This is a genomic window from Cupriavidus sp. U2, assembly GCF_009663685.2.
Taxonomy (GTDB): domain Bacteria; phylum Pseudomonadota; class Gammaproteobacteria; order Burkholderiales; family Burkholderiaceae; genus Cupriavidus; species Cupriavidus necator_C.
Genome location: NZ_RCOG02000022.1, coordinates 167,893 through 184,406, shown reverse-complemented (window position 1 = coordinate 184,406; position 16,514 = coordinate 167,893). Strand labels below are relative to the sequence as shown.

Below are 16,514 nucleotides of genomic sequence, written 5' to 3'. Positions count from 1 at the left end.
CGCGATGGAAGGCCCCCCGCTTGCGCGGCGCAATCAGTGCCGCTTTCCACGGTGAGGCGCCGGCCTGGACGGACGCTCCGGCGCCGCGGCGGCGGGAGCGCGAGGAACCTGGCGGTATCCTGGCGCGCCGTCCGGCCCTCGACGGGCCTCCAGGTGATTGCGCGCGCCACATAGCGGGCAGCGAAACAGCGGGCCCTGCCCTTCGTTCCGGATCTCCACCTCGTCGGGCGACCACTGCGCGCCGCAAGGCTGGTTCTGGCAGACAAACATCATGAACTCCAAATGAAGCGAGTCATCGTATCACGCAGCCATCGCGCGTCACACCGCGCATCCGCATGATTCACGCCCCACGTCGGCGGGATGGCGTGACTGCCCTAGCCATTGTTCTGCACCCAGTGGCGTGCCCATGCCCCAGCAGCCAGCCGCGCTTCGGCCGCAGTCAGGAACGTGGCCGGCGGACCGCCTGCTTCCTGCACCACGGCCCCGGCTTCCCAGATATCGCACCACGCGCGATAACGCTCCGGCGCCAGGGCCTGCCAGAACAGATGCACGACAAACCCACGGTACTCGAACATGTCGGACCCACCGTCGATCTGGTGCGAGGCGGCCACCGAAGGTACCGGCCCGGCAGCGGCAACGGCCGGCGCTTCGGCATCACCGGCATCGGCCCCGCCCGGCGTTCCGCCTGGCAACCTGGCGGGTCGCGCGCGTTGAACGCCCAGCCATGCACATATGCCCGCCGTGATGGCCCCCGTCAGCAATCCCGCAGCAAACCAGCACGTCCTGCTTTCCCTTTCCAACATCCGCAGCCTCCCGCTTCGAGACGTTTCTCCGATGTCGAGAGACGCCGGAAGATCGGAGGTTCCTGCACTTCAGGTTATACCAATCTGGCGATGGGGCAGCGATTGCGGCCATGGATGTGCGCCCGGCGCGATGTGGTGTCGCCGAAGCAAGACTTTTCTGAATCGGGGATCGGGCGCGAAAATTGAGAATCAGGCACGTGCAGCCGCACGGCAAGGCCGCTATACTACTGTATGTATATACAGTATCCGATCCGCCACACCGACGACCATGCCCGCCTACCAAGCCGCTTCGATCCTGCTGGAAGCCCATTACTTCGGCGACGACGCCGAGTTGCTGCGCCTGCCTTGTGACAGCGTCACCGTGCAGGGTGGCGCCATTGTTGTCGATGGCCTCGAAACCCGTTTCCTGCGCGGCCTGCGCTGGACGCCCGACTACCTGTCGTTCGAGGCCGGCGGCGACCATCATCGGTACGCGGTCAGCCGGCCGGCGGTGGTGGGGCCGCAGGCCGCCCGCTTCGCACTGCTTTAGGTGGCCTGGCTGCGGGCGTCTCCAGGCATCCCCGGGCATCAGCGCCGCAAGGCCCCGCCGCCCGCATAGCTCGCCCGGCTACCCAGCATGCGCTCGATGCGCAGCAACTGGTTGTACTTGGCCGTACGATCCGCACGTGACAACGACCCGGTCTTGATCTGCCCGCAGCGCGTGGCCACGGCCAGTTCGGCAATCGTGACATCCTCGGTCTCGCCCGAGCGATGCGACATCACCGCGGCATAGCCGTGGCCATGGGCCACGCGTACCGTCTCCAGCATTTCGCTGAGGGTGCCGATCTGGTTGGGCTTGACCAGAATGGCGTTGGCGATATGCCGATCCACGCCTTCGCGCAGCAGCGTGGGATGGGTGCAGAACACATCGTCGCCCACCAGTTGGCAACGCTGGCCCAGCCGCTGCGTCAGCATCTGCCAGCCTTCCGCATCGTCCTCGGCCATGCCGTCTTCGATCGACACGATCGGGTAGCGCGCTGCCAGTCCGACTAGATAGTCCACCTGCTCGACGCGCGAACGCGTGAGGCCTTCGCCTGGATAGCAGTACTGCCCGTCCGCGTACAGCTCGCTCGCGGCGGGGTCCAGGGCCAGCGCGATGTCCTGCCCCGCGCGGTATCCAGCGCGCCCAATCGCTTCGACCAGGAAGTCCAGTGCCGATTCGGCGGTGCGCAGCGCAGGCGCGAAGCCGCCCTCGTCGCCCACGTTCGTGTTGTGGCCCTCGGCCTTGAGCAGGCCGCGCAGCGTATGGAATACCTCGGCACTGCCGCGCACCGCATCGGCAAACGTGGCCGCGCCCACCGGGGCAATCATGAATTCCTGAAAATCGAGCGCGTTATCGGCATGCGCGCCGCCATTGATCACGTTGATCAACGGCAGCGGCAACAGCGTGGCGCGATCGCCGCCAAGGCTGGCGAACAGCGGCTGGCGCCTCGAATCGGCCGCCGCCCGCGCCACGGCCAGTGACACGCCGAGCATGGCGTTGGCGCCGAGCCGGCTTTTGTCGGGCGTGCCATCGACGTCGATCATGATCGTGTCGACCTGCGCCTGATCCAGGGCGTCGCATCCCCACAGGGCATCGCGCAGGGTGGTGTCGACCGCCCGCACGGCCCGCGACACGCCCCGCCCCAGAAAACGGCGCGGATCGCCATCGCGAAGTTCCAGCGCCTCACGCGCGCCGGTGGACGCCCCCGACGGCACGATGGCGCGACCGCTTGCGCCATCGTCCAGCATCACTTCCACTTCGACGGTCGGGTTGCCCCGGCTGTCCAGAACCTCCAGTCCCGCCACCGCCACGATGCGCGCCATGCCAACTCCTCCAGTGAGAACTTCGTGAAGAAAATATCGATGGATGGATCGTAGACACCTTCCTGCCCGGCGAATATCGCGTTATTTTCTTCAATTCGTCAGTTTTTCTCACATAACGACCATGCGTACCCTGCCCCCGATGTCCACGCTGCGCGCGTTCGAGGCCACGGCCCGCACGGGTTCCGTCACGCGCGCCGCCGAGGAACTGTGCCGCACCCATGGCGCGGTCAGCCGGCAGTTGCGGCTGTTGCAGGAGCATGCGGGCGTCGAACTGTTCGACCGTGACGGCACCGGCGTACGGCTCAACGACCATGGCCGTGCGTTCTACGATGTGGTGCGCGCGGTGTTCGACCAGCTGGAGCAAGGCTACGACCGCGTTCTGGACCAGTCGCGCGGTCCTACACTGCATGTGGCCTGCAGCGCGACGTTCGCGATGCGCTGGCTGGTGCCGGAACTGGCGGATTTTTATCGCGTCCGGCCCGATATCCGGATCCGGCTGTCGATAACTTCCGCGCGCGAGATGCGCACCGAAGGCGCCGATGTCGTGATCGCGTGGGATCTATCGTCGTACCCGGCCGCCGACCGGCAGCGCGCGATGCCGCTGGCGCCAGTCCTGTTCGGCCCGGTCTGCACGCCGGCCCACGCCAGGCAGATCGCCACGGGCGTGCGGATTACCCACGATTTCACGTCGAGCGCATGGGATCAATGGGAAGCAAAGACGGGCAAGCGTATCGCGCCCCATGGCGGGCTGACGTTCCCGCACACCCATCTGTGCATCCAGGCGGCGTTGGCGGGGCTGGGCGTGGCGCTGGTGGAGCAGCGGCTGATTCGCGGCGAACTGGATTCGGGCGCGCTGGTGGCGCCGTATGGCTTCACGGCGTTCGACGGCGGGCTGATGGCAGTGCCAGCCGAACGTCAGATCCGCGACGGCATTCACGCCGATATCGCGGCATTCGTCGGCTGGCTGAGGGAACGCCTGGGCGGCCAGATCGTGGAGGGGCCGGATGGCGGGCACAGCATGCCCCTTTCATGACGAAGGAAAGGCCTGCCAAGGGCTGCCGGACATCCCCTGCCAGCCATGACCGCTAGCGCGCCGCCGCCCGCAGCGCAAACGTCAGTGTCGTACCGCCCTGCCGGTCCACCAGCTTCACCTGGCTGCCATTCAACTGCAGCATGCGCTGCACGATCAGCAAGCCCAGGCCGCCGCCCCGATGTGCGCCGCCCGATGGAAACGGCCGCTGGAAGATCGACTCGCGCAGCGCCGGCGGAATGCCCGGCCCCGTATCGCTGACGGTAACCGCCACTCTGCCGTCCTGGCTGGCCAGGTCGATCTCCACCGTACCGCCGGCCGGCGTGTGCCGGATCGCGTTGTCCAGCAGGTTGGTCAGCACCCGTTCGATCATGCCCAGGTCGGCCGACACGGCCGGCAGCGCGGGGGGCACCCCGGCGCGCAGTTGCAAGTGCTTGGCCTCGGCGGGCAAGGCAAATTTTTCGAGCACATCCTGCGTCAGGTCAACCATCGAAAAATCCTCGGGCACGGCCTGCACCATGCCATGCTCCAGCCGCGCCAGCTCGAACAGCGCCTGGGCCAGTCCGCCGACCTTGGCGCTCTGCGCCAGCGCAATCGCCAGATAGCGCTGGCGTTCGTCCGCGCTCAGGCTGTCGGCCTTGACCGATAAGGTTTCCAGGTAGCCGTGCAATGACGTCAGCGGCGTGCGCAGGTCGTGCGAGATATTGGCCACCATCTCGCGCCGCTCCTGATCCTGCTGCTTGAGCGCTCGCCACTGGCTGTCGATGCGGTCCGACATCTGGCGAAACGCCGATTCCAGCGCCGCCATCTCGTCGCGCGGCACGGGCTCCGCCGGCGTCGCCTGCGGGTCGCCGGCGGTGTAGGCATCGCCGGAATCGAACTGCCGGATCTCGTTGGTCAGCCGGCGCAGCGGCCGCGTGATCAGCGCAAACGCCACCAGGCCGGCGATCAGGCCCAGCGAGGCCACCAGCGCCATCGACCACAGTGTGGTCCGCATCACCGAATCCTGCGACGCCCGCGCGGCCAGCCGGTCGTGCGTCTCGCCCATCAGCACCACATAGATATAGCCGCCCTGTCGCAACGGCGCGGCGCTGAACACCTTGCGCCCGGACGCGCTGCGCGGGTCGTCGCCCAGGATCGGCAGCGCGCCGCCGTCGATCAGCTTCTTTACCGGCGCCAGATCTACCCGATCGCGGATCAGGTGGCCGCTGGGCGCATCGTGGCCGCGGATATGGCCCTGGTCGTCCAGCAGATACACCTCGACGCTCGGGTTCACCACCATGAGCTGACCGAACAGCTGGCGTAGCGCCTGCGGCGCGATGGCACTCTGGTCCTCCAGCAAGGCATTGCGCGCGATGTAGGCGGCCAGGCCGCGCGACAGGCTCTGGATCACCTCTTTCTCGTGCATCGCGTTGGCGCGCACCTGCAGCCAGGCCGACGCCCCGCAGCACGCCAGCAGCAGCGCCGCGAACACGGCGGACAGGCGCTGGGTCAGCGACAGCTTCACGATGGCTCCCCTTCTTCCCCCAATGGCGCGGCTGCCGGGTCGGCCACAAAACGGTAACCCCGGCGCCAGACCGTCAGGATGCGCATCGGCCGCGCCGGGTCCGCCTCGATCTTGGTGCGCAGCCGGTTGATATGCGTGTTCACGGTGTGTTCGTAGCCTTCGTGCTGGTAGCCCCAGACCGCGTTGAGCAGGTCCATGCGCGAGAACACCTTGTCGGGATGGCGCGCGAAGAAGTACAGCAGGTCGAACTCGCGCGGCGTGAGATCGAGCCGCCGGCCGTCCACCGAGGCCTGGCGCGCCAGCGGGTCGATGGCCAGGCCCGCCAGTTCCAGGCTGCCGGCATCGGCACGCACATCGCGGGCCATCGCCTCCACGCGCCGCAGCAGCGCCTTGACACGTGCCACCAGTTCCAGCACCGAGAACGGCTTGGCCAGGTAGTCGTCGGCGCCCAGTTCCAGGCCCAGGATGCGGTGCACCTCGCTGGACCGCGCGCTGGTGATGATGATCGGCGTGTAGCGCGTCATCGCACGCGCCCGCCGGCAGATTTCCAACCCGTCCACGCCGGGCAGCATCAGGTCCAGCACCAGCGCGTCCCAGCCGCCCTGCTCCAGCAGGCGCAGGCCTTCGGCCCCGTCCGCACTGTGGACGACCTCGTAGCGTTCGTCGCGCAGATGCATGGCCAGCACGTTGGCAATGCCGGCATCGTCTTCGACCAGCAGGATTCGTTTCGGGTGTTCCATGTTGTACCGGGTGGGCAGGGGCGCGGGAAAGATCGGGAAATCGGGAAATCGGGAATGTGTCGCTATTGTGCAGAAATCCGCCCGAGGCAGTTATCACGAATTGTTTAAGGTTCGGCGAGGACTCCGATACGCCCCGTTGCCTACCATCCGATCACCCCTTCCCGAGCACGGAGTCCACCATGCGCATCACCCGACGCTTTCTGCTGTCCGGCGGCACCCTGACCGCCGCGGTGGCCGCCCTGGGCGGCTGGCGCCTGCTGGCTGGCCCGGCCAGCGCCGGCACTGGCCCGCAAGCCCCCGACACGTTCGAAGTGACCATGAGCGATGCCGAATGGCGCAAGAAGCTGACCGCCGCCCAGTACAACGTGCTGCGGCAGGAAGGCACGGAACGGCCGTTCAGCAGCCCGCTCAACGACGAGCACCGCAAGGGCGTGTTTGCCTGCGCGGGCTGCCAGCTCGACCTGTTCGCGTCGCATACCAAGTTCGACAGCGGTACTGGCTGGCCCAGCTTCTGGGCCCCGCTGGCCAATGCGGTGGGCACCACCCAGGACGTGACGTTCGGGATGATTCGCACCGCCGTGCATTGCCGCCGCTGCGGCGGTCACCTGGGCCATGTCTTCGATGACGGCCCCAAGCCCACCGGCCTGCGCTACTGCATGAACGGCGTGGCGATGACCTTCCGGCCAGCGGCCGCCTGACCTTGACCGGCCGACACCCCTGGCCACTGACCACGAGCACCACGCCATGCTGCTGCTGATACTTGCCTACCTGGGCGGGGTCCTGACGATCCTGAGCCCCTGCATCCTGCCCGTCCTGCCCTTCGTCTTCGCGCGGGCCGACCAGCCGTTCGTGCGCAGCGGCCTGCCCCTGCTGGCCGGCATGGGTATTACGTTCGCCGGCGTGGCCACGCTGGCCGCCGTGGGCGGCGGCTGGGTGGCGCAGGCCAATGAGCTCGGCCGCTGGCTGGCCATCGCCCTATTGGCCGTGTTCGGCGTGACACTGCTGCTGCCGAGCCTGGCCGAACGGCTGACCCAGCCGCTGGTGCGTGCCGGCAGCCGCCTGACAAACTTCGCCCAGGCCGACGGACGCCCGGCCAGCCCGGCGTCGTCGTTCCTGCTCGGCATCGCCACCGGCCTGCTCTGGGCGCCCTGCGCGGGCCCGATCCTGGGCCTGGTGCTGACGGGCGCCGCCCTGCAGGGGGCCAGCATTGGCACCACCCTGCTGCTGCTCGCCTATGCCGCCGGGGCCGCCACGTCGCTGGCCGTGGCGCTGCTGGTGGGCGGCCGCGTGTTCGCCGCCATGAAGCGGTCGCTGGGCGCGGGCGAATGGATCCGGCGCGCCATCGGCGCTGCCATGCTCGTGGGCGTAGGCGCCATCGCGCTCGGGCTCGATACCGGCATCCTCACGCGCATTTCCACGGTGGCCACCGGCGGGCTGGAGCAGCGGCTGGTCGATGCCTTCGCGGGCCGCAAGGACGCCAGCGACAGCGCTGGCGGCGCGATGATGATGCAGGCCAAGCCCCAGGCGATGGCGCAGAACACCATGGCGATGTCGGCCACGCCCGAGGCATCCGGTGGGTCGATGATGATGCGCGCGGCGGCCGGCCCGGCATCGGATCTGCCGGTCGAAGGCAAGTTTCCCGGTGTCGATGGCGCGGTGGCGTGGCTGAATTCGCCGCCGCTCACGGCAGAGGCCCTGCGTGGCAAGGTCGTGCTGGTCGATTTCTGGACGTATTCGTGCATCAACTGCCTGCGCTCGCTGCCTTACGTGAAGGCATGGGCGGAGAAGTATCGCGACCAGGGGCTGGTGGTGATCGGCGTGCATGCGCCCGAGTTCGCGTTCGAGCGCAATGTCGACAACGTCCGCAAGGCCGCGAAGGACCTGGGCGTGACCTACCCGGTCGCGATCGACAACAACTACGCCATCTGGCGCGCCTTCCAGAACAACTACTGGCCGGCGCACTACTTCATCGACGCCCAGGGACGCGTGCGTTTCCACCATTTCGGCGAAGGCGAGTATGACAAGTCTGAAGCCGTGATCCGGCAACTGCTGGCCGAGGCCGGCCACGGCGATGTGGGCAAGATGGCTGCCGTCGGTGCGGGTGCGGCGGAAGGGACGGTCCAGGGCATGGCAAAGGGCGTGGAGTTGGCTGCCGACGCCCGCGCCGTGCAGTCGCCGGAAACCTACGTCGGCTACGCGCGGGCCGAGAACTTCGCCTCGCCCGGCGGTGCCCGCGAAGACGCCACCAAGGACTACAGCGCACCCGTCCAGCCCGCGCTGAACCACTGGGGCCTGGCCGGCCAGTGGAATGTCGGCCAGGAACACGCCTCGCTGATGAAGCCCGATGGCCGCATCATCTACCGCTTCCATGCGCGCGACCTGCATCTGGTGCTGGGCCCGGGCCGCGACGGCAAGCCGGTGCGCTTTCGCGTGACGATCGATGGCCAGGCTCCAGGCGCCTCTCACGGCACGGACGTGGCCGCCGACGGCACCGGCACGGTCACCGACCAACGCCTTTACCAGCTTGTGCGGCAAGACGGCGCGATACGCGACCGCACCTTTGCCATCGAGTTTCTGGACCCCGGCGTGCAAGCCTACGCGTTCACGTTCGGCTGAGGCCGTGACCAAGACTGATTCAAGCCATCCACACTGATTTCAACAGGGAAAGGAACATCACCATGACCGCCATCACCACGCTGCAACGCTGGACCCGCCCTACCACGCTCAAGATGATCGGGCTGGCCTTCGTCGCGGCCATCGCCACCACCTACCGGATACCCGCCCTGTCGGCCGAGGACGCAGTGAAAGTTCCCGCCCCGACCGTCGATGAAAAACCGGGCACCAGCCATTCCGCCACGGCGGTCTTAGCGGGCGGCTGCTTCTGGGGCGTGCAAGGCGTGTTCCAGCATGTACGTGGCGTAACACTGGTCACGTCCGGTTACGCGGGGGGCTCGGCCAATACGGCGCAGTACGAGAAAGTGGGCGCCGGCAATACCGGACACGCCGAGTCGGTGGAAATCCGTTACGACCCCACACAAATTACCTACGGCAAGCTGCTGCAGGTGTTTTTCTCGGTCGCCCATAATCCGACGCAACTGAACTACCAGGGGCCGGACCACGGCACGCAATACCGCTCGGCCATTTTCCCGCTCACGCCGGAGCAAAAATCGATTGCCGAGGCCTATATTGCACAGCTGGGCAGCAGCAAGGCCTGGCCGTCACCGATCGTGACGCGCGTGGAACCCAACAAGCCGTTCTATGCCGCCGAGAGCTACCACCAGGATTATCTGGCCCGGAACCCGCGCGACATGTACATCGTCTTCAACGACCTGCCGAAGATCGGCAACCTGAAGAAGATGTTCCCGGACCTCTATCGGAACGATCCGGTGCTGGTATCGAAAGCGCAGTGAGGGGGCCGGCAGGTTCACCCGAACACCCCGACCGCCGCGGTCAGAATCCACCCCGCGGCCACGCAGGCACCTACCCAACCACAACCGATCAGTAAAACGTCACGCCAGGTCATCAGTAATAAATGCAACCGCACGATCACGCGTCGTCGTGCGGCATTCCATGAGTTCGATGAATGGGGTTAAGGCTAGACCATCACAGACGCAGAACAATGTCTGAGATGTAAGGAAATTTTGCGGTGGCCCACCCAGACCTGCCCGACTGGCAATATCGCCAGCGCATTCGCCGAATCGGAAAAGACAAAGCCCGCGTAACCAATCGATTACGCGGGCTTTTATTCTGGTCGGGGCGAGAGGATTTGAACCTCCGACCACCTGCACCCCATGCGGGCACACTGTGAACCGCTTAGCCATTGCTGGCGGCGTTTCGCCGTCATCGTGTCCAAGAGAATACGCCCACTATCTATATAGAGCGACGCGGGTTTCCCAAGGGTCATCTCGAACTTATTGGACACTTTCGAGGCGTCCGAGCCCACGAGATATACTGTACGTACATACAGTACATTTGTAGCCATGCCTCGTCTCAGTCCCAAGCCCCGATTGCCCGTTACACCGGGCGGGCTGCCGGTGAACCCGATCCGCCCGGATTACGACCGCTACTACACCCTCGACGAAGCCGGTCACCCCGTCCGGTGCTACGACTACACCGAGCACGCGATCTGGCAAGACTCAGAGGGCAAAGGCTGGCAGATCATGGACCGCCTGCCGGAATACGCGGTTGACGTCTGGACCTACTTCTCCGGCTGGGCCCGCCTGCAGGATGACAAGCCGCCCATGTTCCGGACCAAGATCAGCGGTGGCCTGAACAAGTGCTTCTACTCGGAGACGTGGGAAGAGGCTGAGGACAAGCACCGGCGGGTGCTGGAGAAAATCCGGCAGACGCTGCCGCGAAAGGATCAGCTTTAGGCGCGGTGCAAAAAAATGGGCTGGCGAGAACGCCAGCCCTGAACTCTTCCTTAAACGGGTTCACTGGTAAGCAAGTGAACCCGGTATAACGTCACAGAGGAAATTAACCTTTAGCGCGTCGCATCCCCTCTCGCGTAGGGACGACAAGATCACTCCGGTGGGGGACACTAGATACCGCGATTGACCCCGCGATTCCCATCCCGCCACGCACAATGCTGCGTGGTTTTTTTTCGTCCCAAATTTTGATCCGCCATCGACCGACGCGCATTTTTCTGCGGTCGATGTCAGATGCCTACGGATAGTGAGCGGCTTGGGCCATACGCAGACTATTTCCATATCGCTTCAGGAGACGATCATGGCAGCAGACATCCACGTCGTACCGGCCGGCGAAGGCTGGGCGGTCGAAGCGGCCGGCAGCGGCAGGCGAACCTTTTACGTGACGCAGGAGGAAGCGATCCGCGCCGGATGGGAGCGCGCGAAGACCGACAAGGTCGAACTGCTGATCCACAGCCGCAACGGCCAACTCCACGAGCGAAGTTCTCTTGGTCATGACCCGCGCGACGCTAAGGGCTGACCGACATGCCGCGCGGCGCGCCCGCGCCGACGCTGGATCAGCTCTCGCCCATGCTCCGCGTCGAGAGAAAGGCCATACCGCACGAGGCCGGTTGGCTAAGCGGCCAGGCGCGGTGCCGCCAGAACGCTTCAAACGCTAGATTTCACCCGTTCGGGCGATGCGCGGGCGGGGCTCACTGTGCCATTCTTTGCCCTGCCGGGAGACCGGCACTACTTCCTAAATCGTTCAGCCACGGCCATGGCGGCCGTGGCATTTTTTATTGGGGCCAGGCCTCGACCGTCTTCCGGTGCTTCGCCGCGCATTCGCCGAGCGCCTTCAGCAGGTCCCCCATCACCCATTCCTGCCAGGCGTCATAGTCGGCGGCGGCCGGCGCGTCCGGAATCCGGCATGGCGTGGCTAGAGCGCTATCGAGCGGCGGCGGCTTGCTTGGCCGCGTCGACGGCGTCGGACAGCTTGCGCACCCGGAAATCGTCAGGGCGGCAACCAACAGGCAGAGGCTTCTTCGCATTTCGGAATTCCTTCACGGCGGCATCGACCTTGGCGCCCAGCTCGGTCTGGGTGGCGTTGAACTCGTCGGCCTTGGTCCGGATCGTGGCGCTGGCCTTGCCAAGGTCATCGAGCGCCTTGTTGGCGCCGGCCAGGTCGGCCTGGGCGCTGGCCGTCTTCATCCGATCGATCTCGGAATCCTTGCGCCAGCCGTTGGCCACCCAGCCGGCGGAGAAGATGGCCACGGCCAGCAGCCCGGCGCCGATGGCGCGCCAAGGTACGGCGGCCAGCGCGGCCCGGGCGGCAATGAGCGGGATCATGGCCCACCTCCAGCGCAACGGCCGTAGAGGTGCGCGACCAGGCGAATGTGGGCGAGCATTTCGGCCCGCCCTGCCCCCTCCTTCAAGGTAGGGAGGATCGGACAGTTGCGCGGCGCCGGCGGCACGGCCGGTGGCTCCGGTGCGGCGCAGCCGGCCAGCACCAGACAGAGCAGGATGGATCTCACTTTCGGGCCTCCCTCACCTTCCGGTTTGCCGCCTCGATGTCGCGGTTCACGTCCAGGCGCTCGGCCTCGGTGAGCGGGCGCGGCGCAGCTGCCAGCGGCGGAACGGGGCGCGCGGCCCGCTTCACGGACTTGGCAGCCTCCACGGACGCCTCAGCCGCCTGGGCCGACGCATTGGCTGCGGCAGCGACCTTGGGCGTCAGCGCCGCCAGCGTCTGCGTGTAGGCTTCCTGCAGCCGAGCGATCTCGGCCTGGTGGTCGTCGCGCTGCTGGGCCATCAGCTCGCGGTACTGCCAGACGCAGAAAAGATAGCCGGTGCCCATCCCGCCGCCCAGCAGCAGAATCAGCACCGTCACCGCTTCCATCCGGTGGCCGACCAGGATGAACTTCGCCCGGTACCGCGCCAGCCAATCACGTAGCTTTGCCATCGAATCGCTCCCGCATCATCTGCACCTGCATTTCCAGAGCGGAGATCTTGGCCTCGAGCTTCCCGATAGCCTGGAGCGCCTCGTTGCGTTCCTTGTAGGCCAGGTCGGCCCGCTGCTCGGCCAGCGTCACCCGCTCATTGGCCCGGTCGAGCTGCGCCTCAAGCCGCGCGATGATGTCGATGTGGGCCTGGCTCTGGACACCTTCGACCCTGTCCTTTCGCCAGGCGCCGCGAATGAACCACAGCGCCCCCACGATCGCGGCCACCACGAAGCCCAGCGCCCCGCCCGTGCCCCCCGGCACTGTCATCACAGATAGGTCCATCACGGCTCCGTTGTTCGTGCTGCTCTGGTGGCAGATCACGGTTGGTCAGTCGGCGGCTGCTCGTCCGGCTTGATGGACTGCTGGGCGACGTAGCGCAGCGCGCCGATCAGCACGGCCAGCGCCAGCGTGATCTGGGCGAACAGCTTCGGCTCCATCACCGCCTGCAGGGACGGAAGGACGAGCTGCGCGGCCGACAGCATGGCCAGCAGCGCCGACAGCAGCACGGTGGTGCTCTTCCACAACTTGTTCCAGTTCTCGACGATCTGCATCACACGACTCCCAGTGCGCGCTTGGCGCGTTCCCAACGCTGCTGCCGGTCGGCCAGGCCGTTGGTGCCGCCGTTAATCCGGCGGGTGAGGGTTACGAAGTCGCCGGCATCGGCCAGCGCGTTCAGGTTCTTCCGCTGCCAGAACCAGCCAGCCGACCTGGCGGCGAGCACGTCCCCCTGCAGCAGCTCCGGCGAGGCCTCCAGGTCGACCCCCAGCGCCGCACCGCACGCGCGGTAGTTGGCCCGCCCGGTGACCTGGATCAGGCCACGGCCCATGTACCGCTTCCCGTCGCCGGGCTGCGTGTTGCCAAGGTCTGCCCGCCCTTCGTACCGCTGCTGCGCCGGCGTCGGCCCCCACAACTCGCGCGTGTAGATGAAGCCGCCTGACTCGTGCCCGATCTGGGCGAGCCAAGCCGCCTGGCGCGTCGGCGTGTTGATACCGAATTCCGCCCACGTGGCGAGAACAGGCGCGTGCCAGCGATCGGCCATTGCCTGCGTCAGGCCGGCGGCCAGCTTGAATGTCTGCTTGTCCATGGCCCTCTCCAGAAATGAAAAAGCCACCCGAAGGTGGCTATGCAGTTGGTTGCCCGCCGCTCACGAGCGGAGCACGTCGATCGCGCGGGTGGCGAGCGTCTGGCCCATAAGGGTGTGACCTGCGGCCGACGGGTGAACGTGGTCACTGCTGACGATCAGGTCGGAGTTGCCCCAGCCCGAGGTGGCGCCGACCGCGCCGGTCCCCTGCCACAGGCTCGGGCCGACTTCGGTGATGGCAGCTCCGTTCGCTTGCGCAGTCTGGATCGGACCATCTGTTGTCACCGTGAACGGACCGGCGCCCGTGACGGCCTTCACCTGGAACTTGGTGCCGTCGGGGAACTTGAAGGTCTGATTCACGCCGACACGACCGCTCACCGTCAGGGAGGTCGCATTCGCCGCAGCAGCTGCGCCGAGCGTGGTGGCCATCGGCGCAACGCCATTCCGAAGCGGCAGCTCGGTGAGGCTGATCCAGTAGAGTCCGTTCGCATCGGCAACGCCCTTCAGTGCCGCTGTCTGGTCGAGGATCAGCTTGCTCATCGTGGCAGGCCCGCCGGTCCAGTACGGGGCCACCATCACGATCTTGGCCGCCGGCAGCGCGGTCTTCAACGCCGTCACCAAGGCCTGAGCCTCGGTCGCGATCGCCGCCGCAGTTGAGGCACTATCGTTGTACCCACCGGTGATGAAGATCAGCTGCGGTGCGAACGGGATGACGTCTGTCGCGATTCGGTCGCGGTATTTCTGCGACGAGCCGTTGACCGCCAGATACCCGGTGCCACCCACGCCGGAGCCCCACACATCGTCCCAGTTCAGGGCTGTGGCGAAGTTGGCCACATAGTCGTTGAGGCCACCATTGGCGCCCGCGCCTTCCGTGAACGAATCCCCGATGAAGAGTGTGCGCGGGCCACGAATTGGCGCCGGCACGATCGAGTCGGTGGGCTTCGTGTAGACCCCGGAGAACGGCGCCGACGATCCCCACAGTTCCACGCGGCGCAGGGCCCGCGAGCCGAAGTTCAAGAAGGCATAGTTCTCGGCGCCGTTGCCTGGCACGGCGGTCGGCGTCAGGCTCACGAACTGATCGTCGACGCGCCACATGATCGACCCGCCACCTATGCCCTGCACGTCGAACGACAGCATGTCCCCGTCGAACAGGAAGGCCACGCAGTAGCCGTTGCTGGTCTTCGTTGCCCCGTAGCTGACGTTCTTCCACGTGACGAACAGATGGTCCCAATCCGCCGTACCCTTCACGGACGGCGCCCCGGCGCGGGTGTACGTGAAGTACGGGCCGGTGATGATCGATGCCCCTTGAGCAACCGAGCGATCCGTTTCGATGGCGGGCCAGAACCGCGTCAGCGCGGCATTGTTTGTGGTCGTCAGCGTGCTGGCAGTGACCGCCTGCGCCTTCCGCAGATTGATCTGACTCGGCAACACAAAGCCCAGCGCCGCGTCGCCGCTCGCGCCCTTGTTGCCGTCAGGACCGGTGGCGCCCGTCGGTCCGGTCGGACCCGTCGCGCCAGGGTTACCGGTGGCGCCGGTGGGCCCGGCATTGCCGTTGGCACCGGTAGGGCCCGTCGCCCCCGTCGCGCCCGTGGCGCCCGCTTCGCCCGGGTTCCCCGTAGGACCGGTTGGTCCAGTTGGGCCTGCGCCGCCCGTCGGCCCAGTCGGCCCAGTCGGCCCAGTGGGCCCGGTAGCTCCGGTGGCGCCGGGATTGCCATCTGGTCCCGTGGCACCTTGGGCGCCAGGCTGGCCATCACCACCAGTGGCCCCAGTTGGCCCTGTGGCTCCGGTCGGGCCACTGACCCCAGTTGCCCCTGTTGCTCCTGTAGCCCCGGTTGGGCCGGCGACGCCCGTTGCCCCAGTTGCCCCGGCAGCACCGGTGGCACCCGTGGGACCTGTGGCGCCGGTCGCCCCGTTTGCGCCAGTGGACCCTGTCGGGCCGGCCGAACCTGTAGCGCCGGTCGCGCCCGTGGGACCGGTTGGGCCGATTGGTCCCTGTCCCCCTGCTCCGCCGCCCGAGCCCGCATCTCCCGGATCGCCTTTGAAGAAGGCCGCGAAACTCACGTCGAGCTGAACATTTTCCGCGTCGAACAGCTTCAGCGACAGGTTGTAGGGCGTCAGATCAGGCATAGGTCACGCGCTCCACCACGTTGATCGTCACGGTGTCCGAAATGACGACCTGCCCGGCGGGGTCCTGCAGCCGGATGTCCATCACCAACAGTTCCACAGGCCATGCGGTCGTCTGCGCGGCAGTGGCTTTGAGCGACACAACCCCGGTTGCCGCGTCGACGAACGAAGCATCAAGCGTCTGCACCAGCTCCCGGGCGCCGCTGGTGCGCAGCTGAGATGAGATCGACCACCCGGTGAAGTCTGCGACATTGCCGCCGTCCAGAACTTGCCCGGCATATGCGAAGGTCTGTCCGCGTTTGAAAGCTGTCGTCATTGTGGCACCAATAAAAATGGCCGCTCTATGGCGGCCGGTGAGAGCAATGCGGCGAGCGTCTACGCCGGTTTCACCGGCCAGTTGATGGTGCGCGGAAAGCCCGCCTGGCCCGTCACGGCCCGCAGCGCCTTCCGGTACTGGCTCAGGGCCTTCAGCAAGGCAGATTCTTCAGTCGACAGCTCGTCCAGCACGAAACCGTCCATCAGCGGCGCGATCAGCTGGTCCGCCTCGGCAAGCAGCGCGTCACGCTTTGCGGTGGCTGCCGTGATCATCTGCGACGTCTCCAGCGCCTCGTCCAGCGCCCATTCGTCGTTCAGCCAGACATGGGCGGCGGTCGGGCGCGGCTCGTCGGTCAGGAACGGCGGAAGGTCGCCCAAGCCGTTGTATTCCTGTCCCAGATCGAACGCCGTGCCGTCGGAGGTGCGAAACAGCCGAATTGCCCGGTAATCCGGCACGATAGTCCAGTCACCGTCACCCCAATTCTGAGGCGGGGTGCCATCTGCCTGGCGATACACGGCCACCCTGCCCTGTTGCACGGCGGGCGGAGCCGTCGGCGTGGCATAGCCAGGCACAATGGGGTTCTCGGGATCGAGCGGGTTCTCATCCGCGAAGCCGATGCCAAGATGCTGGCCAGTGCTGGGGTGGTAATTGTGGATGTCCATACT

General features: G+C 66.5%; 19 protein-coding genes. 7 read left to right on the top strand and 12 right to left on the bottom strand.

Translation table 11 applies throughout. The features are described 5' to 3' along the window. Window positions 1–374 precede the first annotated feature (374 nt). Window positions 375–692 (bottom strand): hypothetical protein, encoded by a 318-nt coding sequence (locus D9X30_RS17390; protein ID WP_228770956.1) that lies wholly within the window; start codon window positions 690–692, stop codon window positions 375–377. Window positions 693–1,071: 379 nt separating this feature from the next. On the opposite strand from D9X30_RS17390, the gene D9X30_RS17385 reads away from it, so the two are divergent. After that, a complete protein-coding gene (locus tag D9X30_RS17385) occupies window positions 1,072–1,332 on the top strand; it encodes a hypothetical protein (RefSeq protein ID WP_153948428.1) in 261 nt (86 codons plus the stop codon). Between the two features lie 38 nt (window positions 1,333–1,370). Here the strand turns inward: D9X30_RS17385 and eno are convergent, their stop codons facing one another. After that, window positions 1,371–2,648 (bottom strand): phosphopyruvate hydratase, encoded by a 1,278-nt coding sequence (gene eno / locus D9X30_RS17380; protein WP_153948427.1) that lies wholly within the window; start codon window positions 2,646–2,648, stop codon window positions 1,371–1,373. Window positions 2,649–2,769: 121 nt separating this feature from the next. Here eno and D9X30_RS17375 point away from each other — a divergent pair, with 121 nt between their 5' ends. Beyond that, window positions 2,770–3,681 carry a LysR substrate-binding domain-containing protein gene (locus D9X30_RS17375; RefSeq protein ID WP_153948426.1) on the top strand — a complete coding sequence of 304 codons (912 nt, stop codon included), beginning with the start codon at window positions 2,770–2,772 and terminating at the stop codon, window positions 3,679–3,681. A 52-nt stretch (window positions 3,682–3,733) separates the two neighbouring features. Here the strand turns inward: D9X30_RS17375 and D9X30_RS17370 are convergent, their stop codons facing one another. Next, window positions 3,734–5,185, bottom strand: coding sequence for a sensor histidine kinase (locus D9X30_RS17370; protein ID WP_249640992.1), 1,452 nt, complete (start codon window positions 5,183–5,185; stop codon window positions 3,734–3,736). Then, entirely contained in the window at window positions 5,182–5,925 is a 744-nt protein-coding gene (locus D9X30_RS17365; RefSeq protein ID WP_153948425.1) for a response regulator transcription factor, read from the bottom strand. The genes D9X30_RS17370 and D9X30_RS17365 overlap by 4 nt, the downstream gene beginning before the upstream one ends. Before the next feature lie 179 nt (window positions 5,926–6,104). Here D9X30_RS17365 and msrB point away from each other — a divergent pair, with 179 nt between their 5' ends. The 5 genes from msrB to D9X30_RS17340 all read left to right on the top strand — a co-directional run bounded on the left by msrB (window position 6,105) and on the right by D9X30_RS17340 (window position 10,872). After that, window positions 6,105–6,623 carry a peptide-methionine (R)-S-oxide reductase MsrB gene (msrB, locus tag D9X30_RS17360; protein WP_153948424.1) on the top strand — a complete coding sequence of 173 codons (519 nt, stop codon included), beginning with the start codon at window positions 6,105–6,107 and terminating at the stop codon, window positions 6,621–6,623. 46 nt (window positions 6,624–6,669) lie between these two features. Continuing rightward, window positions 6,670–8,541 carry a cytochrome c biogenesis protein DipZ gene (locus tag D9X30_RS17355; RefSeq protein ID WP_153948423.1) on the top strand — a complete coding sequence of 624 codons (1,872 nt, stop codon included), beginning with the start codon at window positions 6,670–6,672 and terminating at the stop codon, window positions 8,539–8,541. Between the two features lie 62 nt (window positions 8,542–8,603). Then, entirely contained in the window at window positions 8,604–9,335 is a 732-nt protein-coding gene (gene msrA / locus D9X30_RS17350) for a peptide-methionine (S)-S-oxide reductase MsrA (protein ID WP_153948422.1), read from the top strand. Window positions 9,336–9,959: 624 nt separating this feature from the next. Continuing rightward, window positions 9,960–10,298, top strand: a complete 339-nt coding sequence (locus tag D9X30_RS17345) for a hypothetical protein (RefSeq protein WP_153948421.1) — start codon at window positions 9,960–9,962, stop codon at window positions 10,296–10,298. A gap of 355 nt (window positions 10,299–10,653) precedes the next feature. Continuing rightward, complete coding sequence (locus tag D9X30_RS17340; protein WP_153948420.1) at window positions 10,654–10,872, top strand: DUF2188 domain-containing protein; 219 nt, start codon at window positions 10,654–10,656, stop codon at window positions 10,870–10,872. 404 nt (window positions 10,873–11,276) lie between these two features. Here D9X30_RS17340 and D9X30_RS17335 read toward each other — a convergent pair whose 3' ends face one another. The 8 genes from D9X30_RS17335 to D9X30_RS17300 form a co-directional block, all read right to left on the bottom strand. Further along, complete coding sequence (locus D9X30_RS17335; RefSeq protein ID WP_153948419.1) at window positions 11,277–11,678, bottom strand: hypothetical protein; 402 nt, start codon at window positions 11,676–11,678, stop codon at window positions 11,277–11,279. Between the two features lie 181 nt (window positions 11,679–11,859). Beyond that, entirely contained in the window at window positions 11,860–12,288 is a 429-nt protein-coding gene (locus D9X30_RS17330; protein WP_153948418.1) for a hypothetical protein, read from the bottom strand. After that, on the bottom strand, window positions 12,272–12,610 hold the full coding sequence (locus D9X30_RS17325; RefSeq protein ID WP_153948417.1) for a hypothetical protein: 339 nt from the start codon (window positions 12,608–12,610) through the stop codon (window positions 12,272–12,274). Before D9X30_RS17325 ends, D9X30_RS17330 begins: the two co-directional genes overlap by 17 nt. Window positions 12,611–12,645: 35 nt before the next feature. Next, entirely contained in the window at window positions 12,646–12,879 is a 234-nt protein-coding gene (locus tag D9X30_RS17320) for a DUF7940 domain-containing protein (RefSeq protein WP_153948416.1), read from the bottom strand. Then, complete coding sequence (locus D9X30_RS17315; RefSeq protein ID WP_153948415.1) at window positions 12,879–13,412, bottom strand: glycoside hydrolase family 19 protein; 534 nt, start codon at window positions 13,410–13,412, stop codon at window positions 12,879–12,881. The genes D9X30_RS17320 and D9X30_RS17315 overlap by 1 nt, the downstream gene beginning before the upstream one ends. 60 nt (window positions 13,413–13,472) lie before the next feature. Next, window positions 13,473–14,837: an SGNH/GDSL hydrolase family protein gene (locus D9X30_RS17310; protein WP_228770955.1), complete on the bottom strand. Its 1,365-nt coding sequence runs from the start codon at window positions 14,835–14,837 to the stop codon at window positions 13,473–13,475. A 691-nt stretch (window positions 14,838–15,528) separates the two neighbouring features. Beyond that, a complete protein-coding gene (locus tag D9X30_RS17305) occupies window positions 15,529–15,849 on the bottom strand; it encodes a hypothetical protein (protein WP_153948413.1) in 321 nt (106 codons plus the stop codon). 59 nt (window positions 15,850–15,908) lie between these two features. Then, entirely contained in the window at window positions 15,909–16,511 is a 603-nt protein-coding gene (locus D9X30_RS17300; protein ID WP_194946533.1) for a tail fiber assembly protein, read from the bottom strand. Between the last annotated feature and the right edge of the window lie 3 nt (window positions 16,512–16,514).

Coding starts and splice junctions, on each gene's coding strand:
- D9X30_RS17385 (WP_153948428.1), top strand. CDS start 1,072: ATGCCCGCCTACCAAGCCGCTTCGATCCTGCTGGAAGCCCATTACTTC.
- eno (WP_153948427.1), bottom strand. CDS start 2,648: ATGGCGCGCATCGTGGCGGTGGCGGGACTGGAGGTTCTGGACAGCCGG.
- D9X30_RS17375 (WP_153948426.1), top strand. CDS start 2,770: ATGCGTACCCTGCCCCCGATGTCCACGCTGCGCGCGTTCGAGGCCACG.
- D9X30_RS17365 (WP_153948425.1), bottom strand. CDS start 5,925: ATGGAACACCCGAAACGAATCCTGCTGGTCGAAGACGATGCCGGCATT.
- msrB (WP_153948424.1), top strand. CDS start 6,105: ATGCGCATCACCCGACGCTTTCTGCTGTCCGGCGGCACCCTGACCGCC.
- D9X30_RS17355 (WP_153948423.1), top strand. CDS start 6,670: ATGCTGCTGCTGATACTTGCCTACCTGGGCGGGGTCCTGACGATCCTG.
- msrA (WP_153948422.1), top strand. CDS start 8,604: ATGACCGCCATCACCACGCTGCAACGCTGGACCCGCCCTACCACGCTC.
- D9X30_RS17340 (WP_153948420.1), top strand. CDS start 10,654: ATGGCAGCAGACATCCACGTCGTACCGGCCGGCGAAGGCTGGGCGGTC.
- D9X30_RS17335 (WP_153948419.1), bottom strand. CDS start 11,678: ATGATCCCGCTCATTGCCGCCCGGGCCGCGCTGGCCGCCGTACCTTGG.
- D9X30_RS17330 (WP_153948418.1), bottom strand. CDS start 12,288: ATGGCAAAGCTACGTGATTGGCTGGCGCGGTACCGGGCGAAGTTCATC.
- D9X30_RS17325 (WP_153948417.1), bottom strand. CDS start 12,610: ATGGACCTATCTGTGATGACAGTGCCGGGGGGCACGGGCGGGGCGCTG.
- D9X30_RS17320 (WP_153948416.1), bottom strand. CDS start 12,879: ATGCAGATCGTCGAGAACTGGAACAAGTTGTGGAAGAGCACCACCGTG.
- D9X30_RS17315 (WP_153948415.1), bottom strand. CDS start 13,412: ATGGACAAGCAGACATTCAAGCTGGCCGCCGGCCTGACGCAGGCAATG.
- D9X30_RS17305 (WP_153948413.1), bottom strand. CDS start 15,849: ATGACGACAGCTTTCAAACGCGGACAGACCTTCGCATATGCCGGGCAA.
- D9X30_RS17300 (WP_194946533.1), bottom strand. CDS start 16,511: ATGGACATCCACAATTACCACCCCAGCACTGGCCAGCATCTTGGCATC.